Genomic DNA, 18,199 nt, shown 5'->3' on the forward strand with positions numbered 1-18,199 from the left:
ACTAATCATCATTTAAATTCTTATTATTTATTACATTTTTATCTCAAAACTAAATCATCTAATTTACACCTTAAAACTTGCGATAACACAACAATTTTTTCAAAGCTTGGGTTCATTTTATCTCCTCTCTCTAGTTCTTCTAAATAAGATTTAGATATGGATGTATTAAACCTAGGATTTTTTGAAAGTTTTTCAACATCCTTTGATGTATATCCTAATTTCAACCTTATATTTCGGATTTCATTACCATTTAGCATAAAAGAATCCCCCTTAATCAAATGATATAAATATTAAGTTCTTTAATACTATTATACAACCATTTTATAAAATTTTGTAGCTACTATATTTGTATGCAATGTTAAGTTTTTGTATTAGTAACTTAACATTCTAAAATATAATGAAAATTCATAAAATTTGTTATATAATAGTATAATCGTATGTTTTAATATAATATCAATTCTAATAATTGGTAATTATATTATGCAAAAAAATTACTTTCATGGGAGATGGTTTATATGAAATCAATAATCACTGTATTTGGAAAGGACAAGTCTGGTATAACTGCATCTGTAAGTCAAACTCTTGCAAATTCAAATGTAAACATACTAGATATACAGCAAACAATCTTACAAGAATATTTTACTATGATTATGATAGTAGATATTTCTAAATGTACAAAAACATTTAAAGACTTAAGAGAAGAACTTAATAAAACCGGTACTAAAGTAGGTGTATCTGTAAATATACAAAGAGAAGATATATTTAATTCTATGCAAAGCATTTAAATTATATTTAGTTGGGGAACTATGGGGTAAAAATCCTTACAAATTCATAACATGCTAAAAATCAAAAGGAGAGATTTTTATGGACAATCGTAAAATATTAGAAACTATAAAAATGATAGAAAATCAAAATTTAGACATTCGTACTATTACTATGGGAATATCTTTAAGAGACTGCTGCAGTTTCAATGGAAAAAAATCACGAGAAAAAATATATGATAAAATAACAAAGTATTCTGAAAATCTAGTTAAAGTTGCTAGAGATATTGAACTTGAATATGGTATTCCTATAATAAATAAAAGAATATCAGTAACCCCTATATCTTTAATAGCAGAATCTTCTGATGATGACAACTATGTAGAATATGCTAAAACACTAGATAAAGCTGCAAAAGCTGTTGGAGTAGATTTCATTGGCGGATTTTCTGCTTTAGTCCATAAGGGTTACTCTAAAGGTGATATAAAATTAATTAATTCTATCCCTGAAGCATTAAGTATTACAGATAAAGTTTGCTCTTCTGTAAATATAGGTACTAGTAAATCTGGAATAAACATGGATGCTGTAAAACAAATGGGAGAAATAATAAAATCTACAGCTTATCTTACAAAGGATTCAAATAGTATTGGTTGTGCTAAATTAGTAATTTTTGCAAATGCAGTTGAAGATAATCCTTTCATGGCTGGAGCTTTTCATGGTGTAGGTGAAAGCGAATGTATAATAAATGTTGGTGTAAGCGGTCCTGGAACTGTTAAATGTGCTCTTGAATCTGTTAAAGGTCAAAGCTTTGATGCAGTTTCTGAAACTATAAAGAAAACTGCTTTTAAAATAACTAGAATGGGACAACTAGTAGCTAGAGAAGCTTCTAAAAGACTTAATGTTCCTTTTGGTATAATAGATTTGTCTCTTGCTCCAACCATTGCAGCTCAAGATAGCGTAGCTCATATACTTGAAGAAATCGGTGTAGAAAGTTGTGGTGCTCCCGGTACTACTGCAGCTCTTGCCCTTTTAAATGACGCTGTAAAAAAAGGTGGTATAATGGCCGCTTCTTCTGTTGGAGGATTAAGTGGAGCTTTTATTCCTGTAAGTGAAGATTCTGGAATGATAAATGCTGTTTTAAATAATTCAATAAACATAGAAAAATTAGAAGCTATGACCTGTGTTTGTTCTGTAGGACTTGATATGATAGCAATACCTGGGGATACTCCAGCAGAAACTCTCTCAGGCATTATAGCTGATGAAGCAGCTATTGGAGTTATAAACAATAAAACTACTGCTGTAAGGCTTATACCTGTACATGGTAAAACTATAGGAGACACCGTTGAATTCGGTGGACTTTTAGGTAGCGCACCAGTAATGAAAGTAAGTCAGTTTAGCAGTAAAGATTTTGTTAATAGAGGTGGTCATATTCCTGCTCCTATTCATAGTTTTAAAAACTAAATCTTACTAACTAAATTAGTACATTATAAATAAAATATGCTTATAAAAAAGTGGTATTAATGAGTTACACTAATACCACTTTTCTTTTATATTCTACTTAAAACTACCACTTATTAAATAGTATCTATAGCTTTCTTAATTCTTTTTAAAGCCTTTTCTAGTATACTTCTTTGACAAGCTATGTTTATTCTTTCAAAGCCTTCTCCTTCTTTTCCAAATATATATCCCTCATCAAAAGCTACTCCTGCTTTTTCAAGCATAAATACTTTTAATTCACTCTTTGTCATACCTAATTCTCTACAGTCTATCCAAATAAGATATGTACCCTCTGGTTCTATAACTTTAAGTTTAGGTATATTTGTTTTTACATATTGCTTTAAAAATTCTTTGTTACCTTCTAAATAGTCTATAAGCTGTGAAACCCATTCTTCTCCCTTTCTATAAGCTGTTTCACATGCAATATATCCAAATAAATTGAGCCTGTTTATCCCGGTATTTTCCATAGTCAAATTATAAGCAGTTCTCAATTTTTCATTTGGAATTATTATATTAGATGTTTGAAGACCTGCTAAATTAAAAGTTTTGCTAGGAGCTGTGCATGTTATAGAAATATCAGCAAATTCTTTACATATTGACGCAAATGGTATATGCTTATATTCCTTATATATTAAATCTGAATGAATTTCATCTGATATAACTAATACATTATGTTTTAAACACAGCTTGCCCAGCTTTTCAAGTTCCTGTTTTTGCCACACTCTTCCAACAGGGTTATGTGGACTACATAGTACCATAATCTTAACTCTAGAATCTTTAAGTTTTTTATCTAAATCTTCAAAATCCATTGAATATTTTACACCATTAAACTTTAATGGATTATTAACTATATGACATCCGTTGTTTTCTATAGCTTTAAAAAATGGATAATAAACTGGTCTTTGAACTACTACTTTATCACCTGGCCTTGAAAAAGTTCTTATAATTGTATTTACAGCTGTTACTACTCCAGGGCTTTCAGTTAACCATTCTTTCTTTATTATAAATCCATGCCTTTTTTTCATCCATTCTATAACAGCTTCATGATAAGATTCTGTGTTTTTAGAATATCCATAAATCCCATGACTACATCTATTAATTAAAGCCTCTTTAACTTCTGGAACAGTTTCAAAATCCATATCAGCTATCCACATAGGTATAACATCTTCATAGCCTAATAGTTCTTTATTGAAATTCCATTTAACAGAAAAAGTATTATCTCTGTTTACTAATTTGTTAAAGTTATACTTCATGTAACCCCTCCCATTTTTTACATAATATATCATATTAACTTTTTTAATTATAATACCAATTTTTTACACGGTCATATTAACATAATATATTATATTATTTCATTAGTAAATATTATAACATAGTTAATTTTTTTAAATTATTCATCTATGTGCATAAATATATAATACATTTTTTAATATATTATATATTTATGTAAATAATATATTTGAGTCTTTTAAAAAAAAACTATACTAATTGCCGGTTTTTTAGTATAATAAGTATTAAATTTAGTTTCTATAAGTATTTTAATACAATACAACATTTAATTATATATTTGTAATATATTGGAATGTATATTTTTAAGTTTTAAATTATAAGGATGTGATAAATTGGAAAGCTTAGATAAATTATATACTCTAAAGGGTATATTAAAAGACAATAATAATGATGGTCTTTCTGACGATTTAAGAGGAAAAATCATAATAGATAAAAATTCCAGTATAACTGAAAAAAAAGTAGCAATAAACTTATGTGGTAGACTTTCTTTTGAAAGCACAGCATTAAATCTACCTATTGTAGAATTTAACGATAATGTACCTAATTGTGAAAATCTTAACATAATAATAGAACCAATAAAAAATCCAGGAGATTGTTCAAAAAAATACAAATCTAGTATTGATTTTAAAAAGGGAAAAGATGTAATTATAAAATCCTCTTCATCTACGTCCCTTGAAAACATAGGTCAATACCTTTATTCCAGATTTCCTTATATATGGGAAGTAAATCCTAACACTCCAAAATTAGATAACATTAAGGATGTTTTGTTTAATAACTTAGATACAGATAAAATAACAATATCTGAAATAATATTAGATGAAAGATATATTGGAATTGATAACTTAATAATAAATATAAAATGTAATGATATTATGCTTTTAGAAAAAGATATAAAAAATAATATAAATAAATTAAAATGGACTTTTATAAAAAAATTAACTTTTATAATGAATGATGGATCACTAACTAAAGAATTATTAATTGAAAATGAACAATTTTCAACTAATATCTCAAAAATTACAAATTGTACCTCTACTTTAAATACTAATAAATTTGCTTGTGAAAATATGGATTTATCTAATATCTTTTCTACAAATGGAATATTAATTGATACTAATAATGATTTTCTTCCAGATACTATAAACGGAAAGATAGTTATAAAAGACAACGCTAACGATTATGAACTTATGGCTGCCTGTAATGTAGCATCAAGACTGGGTCTAGAAACCTTAGGTATTGAATTTCCTATAGTTTATACAGAAAAAGAAGCGAAAAACTATTCTTTTAACAAAATCTTAATTGGAAATGAATTTAAAACTAATAGCTTTTTAGAAGAAACTAATAGCTCCTTTATTAAAATTATTAAAGAAAATGATACTACATCAATATTATTAAAAGGGGAAAATGAAGATTTAATAAAGTGTTCTGAAATATTTTCTAAAAATATACCTTACATAGATAAAAACAAAAAAATAACTTTAAATAATCTTAAAGACAAAATATCCTCTTCAATAAAATTAGAAAATTTAGAAGGTCAATTATCTTATCTTTTAGATTCATTAAACAAAAAGGATTTTTCTAATAGTTCAATAGACTGCTATTTAGAAAAAAATAAAGACAATTTAGATTCTAATAAAATATTAGACTTATTTAAATCTACATATAATTTAACAAATTTCAATTTACTAGAATATGCAAAAAAAGAAACAATATTAGAAAAAGAATTTGATATTCCCTGGGAAGTAGATGAGTTTCAATCTATATTAGAAAAAAAATTATATAAAAACATAAATCCTGGTGATACTGTATCTATTTTAGGAATTTTAAGTGAAGAAAAATCAGTAAGAGATATTTGCAAAAATAGTATAACTCAAAAATTAAATATTAAGAAAGCAACCATTGAAAGATGTGATATATACTGCTCCTATAAACAAGGATTAAGTTTCATTATGGAAGATATTGTTCCTAAGCTAAAGGATAATACTCTTATAAAAAAAATTGATACAGTAACTATTAAAGTTAAGCCTTTCCTTCCAAAAGGAAAAACTGAATGGGATGAAGAAGATGGAGTTATTCCTAATCTTACAGCTCCAGTAAAAGATGATAAAGGTAAATGGTTTGACTTACCTATAAGGTTTTTACAAGAACTGTATCCTATAGATGATTTAATCTCTAATGAAATTAATATTCCTCGTGATAACATAGTTTTTGAATTTATGGAAAATAATAATACTAATAACACTTATGAAGTAGAAGTAAAAGATTCTTCTTCTAATATGTTATTAAAAGATAGTTTTGAAGTAAAATATTCTGAAAGACCTTATTTAGACGAATATCCTTCTATAGGAAAAGTTCATCCTTCTACAGGATTCATAAAAGTTTTAGTAAATGGAAAATGTATAATAGATGAACCTATAAAAACTGATTTAGAAAGGATATGGGATATATATCAAAAGGATATATTACCTGATTGTAAAAACTATATTTTAGAAAAAACTAATAATAATCCTACTAAAGAAAAGCAACCATTTTTTAATCAACTTAAGTTAGACATAAATGTAAGTGAACCTGATTATCCTTTAGATGTAAGAAAAGATATGATTTCTTCTCTAGATGCTTTACATGAAGATTTGTATTTCGTAGGGTTAGATTTTTTCAAAACCTTTGGAATGAAAACAGTTAACGAGAAATTAGATGAACCTGGATTAATTTTACCTTGTATAAACAAAGTAAATAATTCTAAACCTTACATGAAAGTTTCTTTATACAATGAAAAATTTAAAACTCCAACTATATTTATAAATGGTAAGAAAGACTTTTGTTATAAGAAACCATCTTTTTCTTTAAATATAAATGAAATTTCCTTTAAAGATTCTAAAATAGACAAAATATACTTTGATGTAAAAACAGATTGTGATTACAAAACAATATCATCTACTATCAAAGGTTACTCTAAACTATTCAATTTATTAAACATAAAAGATACTTTCGAATATAATTTTAATTTTAATGAATTAATCTTTAGAGTATATGAAGAAAATATTTTAAAAGATACTATAAAACTACAAGATGAAAAGAATAATAAAAATGATCTTTCATTACAGCCTGTATCTATAGAAGACATAAAAATGCCAGATGATGAAGTTATAGGTTATGAAGATTACATAGAGATAATAAACAAATTAAAAAGAGTACCTGAATTAAATGTATGGAAGGTTTCTGATTCTTATCAAGGTAGAGACATATATGCTATAGATTTAGTACACTCATGTAAAAGTAATGTTATATCTACAAATAAACTTATAAACTATAAGCCTGTATTTATGATAAATAACAGACATCATGCAAATGAAATATCTAGTACTAATTCTGCATTTATGCTTATTAAAAATATGTTATTAGATAAAAATTTAAATAACTACCTAAAAAATATAAATTTAACTATTATTCCTTTTGAAAATGTAGACGGTGGTTATATTCATCATAAACTTCAAAAGGATAATCCTGAATGGAAACTTCACATAGCTAGATTTAATTCAGTAGGAAAAGAATTTTACTATGATTATTTCCAAGATAGTAAGTATCCTGAAAGTACAGCAGTACCAAAGGTTTGGAGAAAATGGCTTCCTGACTTTGTAGCAGATAACCATGGTGTACCATCTCATGAATGGGATCAACAATTTTCAGGTTATGTATCTCCTTGGTTTAAAGGCTTTTGGCTTCCTCGAGCATTATTTTATGGATATTTTTGGTACGTAGATTCTGAAAAGTATCCTAAACATAAATCTTTAAATGAATCTTTACAAGACAAAGTAGCCACTTGGATAAATAATGATGAAGAAATTTCAAAATGGAATGAAGATTGGAAAGATAGATTTGAAAAATATGCTCATAAATGGATGCCAAAATTATTCCCAGCTAATTACTATAAGAATCTAATTTTTTATTGGCTTCCTTATAAACCAGATAAAGATTCAAGACATGTTTCTCATAGATACCCTTGGATTACAGCAGTAGATTGGACTACTGAGGTTTCTGATGAAACAGCTCAGGGAGATTACTTAAAATTATGTACAAAAACACACTATATATCAGATGTAGCAACTATAGATATGCTTTCAAAAGCAAATTTTGATATAGAAGATCTATCAAAAGAAGAAAGCACTAAAATAACATTAAAAAAACTAAGAAAACGTCCTTTAAAATTAAAATAAATAGAAAAACTATTTACTTATTTTTCTATTTTATATATCAAATTTTATATACAATAAACAAAGGAGATGAAAAAAATGATTAGATTAATTGGTGTTTTAATTATCATTGTAGGTTTTGCATTAGGTTTAGATGCAATAGGCATCGTAATGGGTGCAGGACTTGTTACCGGTTTAGTTGGTGGCATGAGTATAAATGATATTTTAACTACTTTAGGAGGTACTTTTGTAGCTAGTAGATACATAGCTTTATTTCTAATTACACTTCCTGTAATAGCAGTTTTAGAAAGAAATGGATTAAAACAATCTGCTGCTAACTTTATAGCTAAAATAAAAAATGCTACTCCAGGAAAAGTAATTATAAGTTATGGATTTGTAAGAATAATTCTTGCTGCTTTCAATGTTTCTGTTGGTGGTGTTGCAGGTTTTGTAAGACCAATTGTTTATCCTATGGCTACAGGTTCTATAGAAAATGAAGGTCACAAATTAGATGAAAAAGATGCAGATGAAATCAAGGGCTTAGCTTCCTCTTCTGAAAATGTAACTTGGTTCTTTGGTCAAGTACTTTTCATAGCTGGTGCCGGTATACTTTTAGTTAAAAGTACATTAGAACCATTAGGATATTCTATAGATCCTCTTCAAGCTGTTAAAGCAGAAATTCCTGTAGCAATAAGTGCTCTTGTTCTGTCTTCCCTATACACATATTTTAAAGATAGAAAAATGATGAAAAAATACACGAAAGTTTCTAAAAAATAGAGGAGGTACTATAGATGAAAGCTAATATATTAGAATTTATGTATATAATATGTGGTTTAATCTGCATATATATTGGATTTGTAAGTTTAAATGATAAAAAACATAAAGCTAAAATTGGAACAGCAATATTTTGGATTGGATTAGGTGTATTAATGGCTTTTGGTAAATGGATTCCTAGTTTATACGCTGGAATTATCATAGTTATTACTACTCTTCCTGCAATGTTTGGAAAAGTTAAAGTTGGGACTAATAAGACTACTAGCATTGAACATAGAAAAGCTATGGCAAACAAATTAGGTTTCTTTATATTTATACCTGCTTTTACAATAGGTATTACAGCTTTATTATTTGCTGTAATAGCACCAAAACTTGGTGCTTTAGTAGGTCTTGGTGTTGGTACTTTAATTTCTGCAATAATAATATTATTAATGTCTAAAGATAAACCTACAGTAGTTCTATCAGAAGGTAAAAGACTTCTTGAAGCAGTAGGACCACTTTCTATACTACCTATACTATTAGCCTCTTTAGGTAAAATATTTACAGAAGCTGGTGTTGGTGAAGTAATAGCTTCTGGTGTTAGTAAAATTATACCTCAAGGAAATATAACTGTTGCAATTATTGTGTATTGTGTTTCTATGGCATTATTTACAATGATTATGGGAAATGCTTTTGCAGCTTTCTCTGTTATAACTGTTGGTATAGGAATTCCTTTTATACTAAAATTTGGATTAAATCCTAATATAGTTGGTATACTAGGATTAACTAGTGGTTATTGCGGTACTCTTTTAACTCCAATGGCTGCTAACTTTAATATAGTTCCTGTAGCGGTTCTTGAGATGAATGATAAATATGGAGTTATTAAAAAGCAAGCATTAATAGCATTTTGTATGCTTATTATACAAATATTATTAATAAACTTCTTAGCATAGTAATTTTAAAAATTAAAATTTATTTTCTTATATAAAAAATAACCTAGTTAAGTTTAAAAATATAAAATTACTTAGCTAGGTTATTTTTATAAGTAATTAAATGTTTACTTTTTTATTATTTCTAGTTCAGTAGATTAATAACTATTTCATTAAAATTATTACCATCTTGCATTATGCTCTTCTGCTATACCTTTAATATTTTCTATTAGTATTTTTTCTTCTTTTTTATTTCTTATATACCCAGAAAATTCCCCTATGATTTGATGTACTTTAGAGCCTAATATTAAAAACTTAGTCTTAGAAATCCTATCGTATAAAGGATGAAATTGCAGATTAACTTTATCAGAAATCTCTGTTCTTATATTCCATGTACCCATTAAATTATTAAAATCATAATCATATATAATATTTTCATTTAACTTAATTATTTTATTATTGATTGAAATAGCATTTTCTGTAATTCCAGTTCCATCTGTCCATTTTCCTCCTAAATTTATGCCTATCAAATTATCCTTTTGAATTCCAGAAAAGGTTGCCCAATTCCACATAATTTTAAAAGGCCAAACCCCTCTACCAAAATCAAGGCCTGCAAAACTATTTTCTTTATAAAACTTATAACTTTTTTCATCTAACCTTACTTCTCCATCTACAGGAATACAATTTTGCTTAGATGTAAACTGAAATCTATTTTCATTCCAAGGAATAACTACATTTAAAGTTTCATAATCTTTTGAGTATATAACATTAAAATATGCTGTGAGTTTCTTTCTCATAAAATTATTATAATTAACTATTATCTTCATAATATTATTTTCTTTTTCCCATTTAAAAAAAATGTTTGTTTTTCTATTAGAAAATTCCATATTATCAAAAACATTTTTGCTCATATTACATCCTAGAGCAAATGGAATAACTTGAGTATCTTCTGTAAATTCTCCATCAGTAAAATCATATAAATAAGTAAATACCATACCTATATAATCTACATTTACTATTGTTACAGAAAATAAGCATTCATCATTTACCATATACCAATAATTCCATTTTTTTTTCCTAAGTAAGTGTTTACTTATATTACAATCTATTATAGGTTTCTTAGCCCATCCTATACTTTCATTAGATAAATATCCCTTCTCGTCACATAAACATTTATATTCTTTTATCTCTTTTTCATCAAAATATTTTTTATTTATTGACATATATACCCCATTAAATAAACATTATTATATTAAACTTTATGTTATAAAATTTAATTTTAGTATTTATTTACAGCATCCTATATTTTATTAACAAAATTGTAACTTAAATCCCTAAAATAAAATCATTATTTAAAATCAAATTTTTAAATTATTCATATTATAATATTATAGTATTTTTTAATGGAGGATTTTAATTGAAAAAGTTAAACCCTAATAAATTATATGTAGAATACAGAGATGGTACAACTAAAAAAAGCCCTATACTAAATAGAAAATATACCTTAACCCATTCTGATGAAACAGGAGATTTATTTCTTACTATAGGACTTAATTATGCCTATGATAAAATTTCTAAAAAAATGAGAGATGAAGTCTTAGCTACTTGGTACAAAACATATAATGGTTCTTATGCTCTTTATGTAAATGTATTTGTAGATGATCCAACTAAATTTACTTATAAAAGTTCATTAAGAAGAAATGAAATTTTCATTAGAGAACTTCCCCTAGCATTACAAGCTATATTTTACGGAGATAGAGATCTTTTAAAAACTAATCCTGAGTTATATAATGCTCCTATATATATAAAGTTCAACTCTATGTATCCATGTATAGATCGTACTGAATATTGGTTAACCCCTAAAGATTACATGGTAAAATAAAAAAAAGCATATATTAATAAAAATCATTTTTAATCTTAAAAAATACTAATTTGTTTTTAAGATTGTTTAAATGTTTTTAACTTAATATATGCTTCTTTATCATTAAAATATAAAAATAATATTTTATTTTATAACATTACCAGCTTTTTTATTCCCTGTAGATTTAATAAATTCTAGCTTAGTTTCTGAAATAATTATAGCTATAAATATAATAATACAACCTACAACCATATTTATAGTAAATACATCACTTAAAAATATTACAGACAAAACAGCTCCAAAAACTGATTCTAAACAAAGTATTATACCTACATGATTAGGCTGAGTGTATTTTTGTGCAACATTTTGAATTAAAAATCCAAGCATAGTACTAAAAACTACAAGATAAATCACAGGAAAAAGAGCATTTTTACTTATTCCTACAAATTTAGGTTCAAATATAATTCCTGAAATTAAAGATATAATTCCGACAAAAGCCATCTGCAATATAGATAAAACTACTGGATCTAATCCTTTAGATCCCTTTGCAAAATGATTAACTGCTACTATGTGACCTGCAAATAAGACCGCACATATCAATGTTAAGACATCACCAAAATTCATACTAAACTCAAAACTTTTATTTATAGTTAAAAACCCTATTCCTGCAAATGCTAATAATGTTGCTCCTATATCATAATAATCTGGTTTATTCTTATCTACAAACCAAACTAAAAAGGGTATTATAACTACATATACTGCTGTCAAAAAAGCTTGCTTACCTGCAGTAGTATATTGAAGCCCTATAGTTTGAGTAGTAAATCCTCCAAATAAAAACAATGCAATAATAAAACTAGCCTTAAGATCTTTTTTTCTAATATTTTTTAATTTTTTAAAAAATATTATTCCAAGTATCAAAGATGCAAATATAAATCTTATAGCAGTAATATACATAGGAGTTACATTATCTAAAGCATCTTTTACTGCTACAAAACCTCCTCCCCACATAAGTGCTACTATAAGCAAAGATGAATCTGCTAACATGCTCTTTTTATTATTTTCTTTTATCATAAATAAGCCCCTCCTTTCAGCTATACAAACAAACTTAAATATAAGTATATATCTAACACTTATTTAATTCAATACATATTTTAGAGTATTGATTTAATTAAATTTACTGTATGGTTAATCATTTAAATATAAAAATATTTTTATATTTATATGAAGTTTAAAAGTTATATTTTTATATAAGAATTTACTATAGATGAACATAATAAAAAAGCTATCTTTAAATTTTATTTTAGATAGCTTTTTAAAATTAGGATATAATAGTTTTTAATTATATGACTTAAAACAAATTTCTATGAAAATATTTATTTTATTCTTACACATTTTCCATCACTAGGGTAAGTATCTTTATATATGTGTCCTGAAAAATCTATATAATATCTTCCTATGGCATATTCTTCACCGGAACTTCCCATAAGTCCTTCAAAAGTATATACTCTCTCATCTATTAATTCTTTTGGAAAAGCCTTATAAGATTCTCTTATATTAGGATATGGAACTTTTTCTATTCCTAAATATTGAAGCTTAACATTTTTTTCTTTAATAGAATCTACTAGTTTTTCTGCTGTTTCTCTTGTTATCATTATACTTGAATTAACCTTTTTAGCAGTATCTATATCTTTATTATTTCCATCTGAATTTTCTTTTTTATGATTATATTGATTATTGTTAAAATTATTATTAGAATTAATCTTCTCATCTATAGAATTTTTAATATCTATTGCATCTTTATTATCTGGATCAAATTCTAATACTTTATTTAAGTTATTTTTAGCTTTATTATACTCACCTTTTTTAAAATATTCTTTAGATTGAGTTATTATTTCTTTGTTACAATTTCTAATTTCTTTGTTAGCATTATAATAAAGTTTCTCATCCTTTTGTGTTATCTTATTAAAATTTTTTAAAGCTTTATAATATTTTTTGTTTTTTACTAAAGTTATACCTTCATCATATAAATCTTTTTCATTTTTTAGTTGTTTTGATGTTTTAATATATTTATCTACTTTCTCATTTTTTTTATAATCTAAAGAACTATTAAAACATTCTAAAGCCTTATCATATTTTCCCTTATCCATATAGGTTTTACCTGAAGATACTAACTTATCATAACTTCTAATTTTATTATATCTATAACCACTAAATATAGCACATATAGCTACTATAAAAATTACTAAATATATAGCTTTATTTCTATTTCTTTTCATAATATTACCTCCTTATCAAACTAAATATCAAAATTTATATAAAATAACATCTTTATAAAATATTATTCCATTATAGTTTATTATTTATTATATACATTTGATATTTATTATTATTAATTTTAAGGAGTATATATAACTATTTTATAAGTTATATATTAAAAATTTAAAAAAGAAAACTTATTTTTAAATTTAAAATTACACATAAAAATAGAAGATAAGTAAAAACTTATCTTCTATTCATCATACACACTCTATAAATATGGGGGATATTTTAGAGGGATTGATTTAACTTTACAATATCTATTATATCCACATATTATTAACGTATTATTAATTTAATGCTAAATTTATTTTAAATTTCACAAAGTTATACTTTTTATTCTTTTAAATTACAATCATTCTTACTTATTTTTCAAAATAAATTCTTTAATTGTTTTTTCTAAAAGTATCCCTTCTTTATAAGGATAATCATATTTTAAGCTAACTTTCATTCCTTCTTCTACAAAGTCTGTTGCTATTTTTAAAGCCTTATCTATAGAATACTTTTTAAGTAAACTTCCAACTATTACACTAGTAAATGCATCTCCTGTTCCTGGATAGTTAGCCTTTAATTTTTCTTTATGTATTACATAAAATTTATCATTTATTTTATCATAACAAGCAGTTGTAACAACGTTATCTTTTATAGGCACACTAGTTATTATAACAATATCTGGTCCAAATTTTGAAAGACTTTTCAACATATTTTTTATACTAATTTCAGATATAGGTTTTACACACTCTTTCCCTAAGATATAACATGCTTCTGTAAAATTAGGAGTAATAACATCTGCTAATTTTATAAAACCTCGCATTTTATCCACCATATCTAACCCCATATTAGAATATAGTTCAAAGTCATCGCCCATTACTGGATCTATTACTACTAAAGTGTCTTTATGTTTAAATCTTTTTATAAAATTTGTTATAATATCTATTTGATAAGCTGAACCTAAATATCCACTATATATACAATCAAAATTTAAATTTAATCTTTCCCAATGGGATATGTATTCTTCTATATGATCTGTTAAATCTACTATTTTAGGCTTTCCAAAACCTCCAGTATGTGTAGATAAAACTGCTGTAGGCACAGGACACACTTGGCATTCCATTGCAGATATTATAGGTATAACTGTAGTTAAAGATGCTCTTCCAAAACCTGAAATATCATGAATAGCAGCTACTTTTTTTAAATCTAGCTTCATTTGTACATCTCCTAACACTATATAAAAACTAATATTTTAAATAAATTGATATTTTTTAAATTCATATATAATATAACTATTTATGAGTATAAATCAATTCATTATATTTATCAAATAAATTATAACTTTTAAAAGACATATTATACAATATGAAAACTAAATTTTCTAAACAATTTTATTTTTTATGGCTAAATAATATGCTCCTTTACAAGAAGATATATCTTCATCTATTATTTCTACACTTTTAATCTTACTTTTCACATAATCTTTAAAAGTGTTATTTACTATAGTTATCTTGGTCAATATACTACCTTTTATTCCTATTTTTACATTTGTAGGCTTGCCTAGTTTTATAAAAGCACCTTCAGTTATTTTTCCAAGTTCATTACCTGAATTTTTTAATATTTCCCTAGAAATATTATCTCCCTCTTCTGCCATTTTTGAAATTAAAGGAACAATAGATGCAATTTTATTTTTATTATTGTTATATACAAATTCCTTAATTTCATTCACATCCTCTATATTTAATTTTTTCATTATATTTCTTGTAAAGTCACTTCTTTCTAAACTCATATCCTCTTCTAAAATCATTCTTTTTAAAGCAGTAATAGCTATGTAATAACCGCTCCCTTCATCTCCTAATAAGTGTCCCCATCCACCAGTCATGACCTTTTTATTATTTGATATAGCATAACATACCGATCCCGTACCGGATATAGTAAGTATTCCTTCTTCACCTTTTAAAAGAGAAAACAATGCCATTTCTGCATCATTATACACTTCTACTTCTGTTTTAAATTTTTCTTTTACTGCCTTTAATATTACTTCTTTATTGTTTCCAACTTCTACTGCTGCTACCCCTAGATAAATTCCTTTTAAACTTTCCTTATTTAAATTTTTAATACATTTTTCTATAGAACTTAATATATTTTCTATAGCTTTTTCTTTATTCATAACCATATTTCCAAAACCAGTACATTCTTTCCAAATCTGTTTTCCATCTGAATCATATGCTATAGTTTCTGTTTTTGTTCCTCCTGCATCAACACCTACTATATAACTCATTCTAGTCACCTCTTATATTTTTATGAAGCATTCTATATAAAATTCTTATTTTTCTTTAAACTTAAATTTTTTCCATCCATCTATATAATCTATTAAAAATATTTCTTCTCTTGATATTTTCCCAACTATATTAGTTCTTCCTGAGTTTTTCATATCTTTTAATGCTACTTGAAGTTCACCAGCATACTGCCCATATAATGATGTATCTATGATTATATCTCCTCTTTTTATATCTTTAACATTAAAAATTTCAAATTTATGTCCTTTATATTTAACTCTACTTTGAGTAGATCTTATCATATATTCTGATACATCTCCTCTCCTAAAATGAGGTTCTTCTAAAACTATTTTTTTCTCAATACTTGGTATATTATCAACTAATTCAACATCTAAAGTTAATATATTTTTGTTTATCTCACTTAACTTTTTAAGTTCTTCTTCAGATGCAAAAGCATTTGCTATAATTACATCATCAATAACTTCTGTTGCAAAAAGGTGTTTAGCTTGAACTTCTATAGGCAAATCTCTATGAATCTCTAAAGTAGATAATCCATCATCTACTGGCCAAGGACCAAACAAAGCATCTTTAGATGATACAAATGCTGCTGTTCTAAGTGATAGATCTTTAAACTGTTTACTAGTTTTTATAAAATGATTATAACTTAACCCTGTATATCTATGAGGATAAAAATTATGACATGCCATTAAATTTTCTCTGTTAGGATTATAACTTATAATATTATCTATATATTTAGTTCCACTACTCATATTAACTTCTATTTTAAGATCATATGGATTAAATGTCATAATCGATTCTTCTAATCCACTAAATCCCATATCTAATCTTAAGCCATAGGCTCCTATCTCTTTAAAAAACAACAAATCTTTATAACTTATATTTAAAGTTTTAAAAACTCTTGGACTAACATCTGCTATAACATACATATCCAAACTATTTGCAAAATCTATCATTTGCTTAAATTCTTCAACTATCTTATCCTTTTCTTCATCTACAGAAAGAAGGCACGTAAATATCCTTTTAAAGCCATATTTATGTGCAAGTTTTATATAATTTAAATTTTCTTCAAGTTTAGCATGAATTGGATAAACTGAAATACCTAACTCTCTCATATACTTACCTCCTTATTTTAGGTGTTATATTTCCTAAAACAACTCTCTCTTTTGCTCCAGTTGCTTCAATTATATTACTACAATTTCCTTTTAAAGTTTCATTTGCAAGAACTGCAAATGCTATAGCTTCTTTTGCATCTGAATTCATTCCTAAATCTTCACCTGTTAATACTCTACATTCTTTTAAAAGTCCTTTTAACATATCAATTAAAGTAGAATTATAGCTTCCACCACCACCTATAATAACTTCATCTATATCATATTTATTTAATATGAATTTTCTATAGTTTATTTCTATAGATTTAGCTGTAAACATAGTAACCGTAGCTATGATATCTTCCGATTTTAAATTATTATATTTTTTCAAAAAGTTATCTACAAATTCCTTTCCAAATTGTTCCCTTCCAGTAGTTTTAGGTGGATTTTTAGTTATATATTCAATATTTAAAAGTTCATTCAAAACTATTTCATTTACCTTACCTTGAGCTGCAAATTTTCCACCATAATCATATTTTTTCCCTTTTAATCTTTGTACTACTTCATCAATTATCATATTCCCAGGTCCTGTATCAAAAGCATATATTTGATCTATACTACAATCAGCTGGAATAATAGTACAATTTCCTATTCCTCCTATATTCTGAAGAACTCTATTTTTATTACATTTATATAACAAATATTCTGTATATGGAACTAAAGGAGCCCCTTCTCCCCCTGCTGCCATATCCATAGTTCTAAAATTTGATACCACTAAGCTACCAGTTTCATAAGCAATAACTGATGGCTCTCCAATTTGAAAAGTAGATTTATTCAAATGATTTTTATCTTTAGGTATATGATATATTGTCTGTCCATGTGACCCTATAAAATCTAGTTTTTTCAAATCAAATCCCGCTTTTGCACATACAGATTTTACTGCATCTGCAAAAACATACCCTAATTTAAAATTAAGGCTACAAATTTTATCAATACTAGATGTAGTAGGACTACAACATTCTTTAATTTCTTTTTTTAAACCTTTATCCATATCTTCATTTGAAAATCCTAAAAGATCAATTTGAGTGTTTTCTCCATAACCTGTTATTTTTACAAGAGCAGCATCTACACCATCTAATGAAGTACCAGACATTAATCCTACTCCATATTTAATATCTTGATTCATTATTATAACCTCTCTTTTTTTATACCATTTCACAAACTA

At 25.9% G+C, this 18,199-nt stretch carries 15 protein-coding genes; 6 read left to right on the forward strand and 9 right to left on the reverse strand.

Annotated elements, in window-relative coordinates; all coding sequences use genetic code 11:
* Positions 1–38 precede the first annotated feature (38 nt).
* The gene (locus ABDZ71_RS09725; protein ID WP_343761181.1) at positions 39–257 is read right to left on the reverse strand and encodes a helix-turn-helix domain-containing protein; all 219 of its coding nucleotides are present in this window, start codon (positions 255–257) and stop codon (positions 39–41) included.
* Positions 258–515: 258 nt separating this feature from the next.
* Here ABDZ71_RS09725 and ABDZ71_RS09730 point away from each other — a divergent pair, with 258 nt between their 5' ends.
* Positions 516–785 carry an ACT domain-containing protein gene (locus ABDZ71_RS09730; RefSeq protein WP_343761183.1) on the forward strand — a complete coding sequence of 90 codons (270 nt, stop codon included), beginning with the start codon at positions 516–518 and terminating at the stop codon, positions 783–785.
* A 79-nt stretch (positions 786–864) separates the two neighbouring features.
* Positions 865–2,220 (forward strand): PFL family protein, encoded by a 1,356-nt coding sequence (locus tag ABDZ71_RS09735; protein ID WP_343761184.1) that lies wholly within the window; start codon positions 865–867, stop codon positions 2,218–2,220.
* A 113-nt stretch (positions 2,221–2,333) separates the two neighbouring features.
* Here ABDZ71_RS09735 and ABDZ71_RS09740 read toward each other — a convergent pair whose 3' ends face one another.
* The gene (locus ABDZ71_RS09740) at positions 2,334–3,509 is read right to left on the reverse strand and encodes a MalY/PatB family protein (protein ID WP_343761186.1); all 1,176 of its coding nucleotides are present in this window, start codon (positions 3,507–3,509) and stop codon (positions 2,334–2,336) included.
* Positions 3,510–3,878: 369 nt separating this feature from the next.
* Between ABDZ71_RS09740 and ABDZ71_RS09745 the strand changes: the two genes are divergently transcribed.
* From ABDZ71_RS09745 to ABDZ71_RS09755, 3 genes are all read left to right on the forward strand, one after another.
* Positions 3,879–7,760, forward strand: a complete 3,882-nt coding sequence (locus ABDZ71_RS09745) for a M14 family metallopeptidase (protein WP_343761188.1) — start codon at positions 3,879–3,881, stop codon at positions 7,758–7,760.
* 75 nt (positions 7,761–7,835) lie between these two features.
* A complete protein-coding gene (locus ABDZ71_RS09750; protein ID WP_343761189.1) occupies positions 7,836–8,513 on the forward strand; it encodes a DUF969 domain-containing protein in 678 nt (225 codons plus the stop codon).
* A 14-nt stretch (positions 8,514–8,527) separates the two neighbouring features.
* Positions 8,528–9,442, forward strand: coding sequence for a DUF979 domain-containing protein (locus tag ABDZ71_RS09755; RefSeq protein WP_343761190.1), 915 nt, complete (start codon positions 8,528–8,530; stop codon positions 9,440–9,442).
* A gap of 158 nt (positions 9,443–9,600) precedes the next feature.
* On the opposite strand, the gene ABDZ71_RS09760 is transcribed toward ABDZ71_RS09755, so the two are convergent.
* Positions 9,601–10,641 (reverse strand): DUF2804 domain-containing protein, encoded by a 1,041-nt coding sequence (locus tag ABDZ71_RS09760; RefSeq protein WP_343761192.1) that lies wholly within the window; start codon positions 10,639–10,641, stop codon positions 9,601–9,603.
* A 194-nt stretch (positions 10,642–10,835) separates the two neighbouring features.
* On the opposite strand from ABDZ71_RS09760, the gene ABDZ71_RS09765 reads away from it, so the two are divergent.
* Positions 10,836–11,300: a staygreen family protein gene (locus ABDZ71_RS09765; protein WP_343761193.1), complete on the forward strand. Its 465-nt coding sequence runs from the start codon at positions 10,836–10,838 to the stop codon at positions 11,298–11,300.
* 123 nt (positions 11,301–11,423) lie between these two features.
* Here the strand turns inward: ABDZ71_RS09765 and ABDZ71_RS09770 are convergent, their stop codons facing one another.
* The 6 genes from ABDZ71_RS09770 to anmK all read right to left on the reverse strand — a co-directional run bounded on the left by ABDZ71_RS09770 (position 11,424) and on the right by anmK (position 18,160).
* Positions 11,424–12,350, reverse strand: a complete 927-nt coding sequence (locus ABDZ71_RS09770) for a DMT family transporter (RefSeq protein ID WP_343761195.1) — start codon at positions 12,348–12,350, stop codon at positions 11,424–11,426.
* Positions 12,351–12,652: 302 nt separating this feature from the next.
* Positions 12,653–13,555 (reverse strand): tetratricopeptide repeat protein, encoded by a 903-nt coding sequence (locus ABDZ71_RS09775; protein WP_343761197.1) that lies wholly within the window; start codon positions 13,553–13,555, stop codon positions 12,653–12,655.
* 401 nt (positions 13,556–13,956) lie between these two features.
* Entirely contained in the window at positions 13,957–14,802 is an 846-nt protein-coding gene (locus ABDZ71_RS09780) for a pyridoxamine kinase (protein WP_343761199.1), read from the reverse strand.
* Positions 14,803–14,967: 165 nt separating this feature from the next.
* Positions 14,968–15,867 carry a BadF/BadG/BcrA/BcrD ATPase family protein gene (locus tag ABDZ71_RS09785; protein ID WP_343761201.1) on the reverse strand — a complete coding sequence of 300 codons (900 nt, stop codon included), beginning with the start codon at positions 15,865–15,867 and terminating at the stop codon, positions 14,968–14,970.
* A gap of 45 nt (positions 15,868–15,912) precedes the next feature.
* Positions 15,913–16,998, reverse strand: a complete 1,086-nt coding sequence (locus tag ABDZ71_RS09790; RefSeq protein WP_343761203.1) for a DUF871 domain-containing protein — start codon at positions 16,996–16,998, stop codon at positions 15,913–15,915.
* 4 nt (positions 16,999–17,002) lie between these two features.
* On the reverse strand, positions 17,003–18,160 hold the full coding sequence (anmK, locus tag ABDZ71_RS09795; protein ID WP_343761205.1) for an anhydro-N-acetylmuramic acid kinase AnmK: 1,158 nt from the start codon (positions 18,158–18,160) through the stop codon (positions 17,003–17,005).
* Positions 18,161–18,199: the final 39 nt, after the last annotated feature.

The sequence above is a fragment of the Clostridium oceanicum genome (assembly GCF_039521385.1).
GTDB lineage: Bacteria > Bacillota > Clostridia > Clostridiales > Clostridiaceae > Clostridium_F > Clostridium_F oceanicum.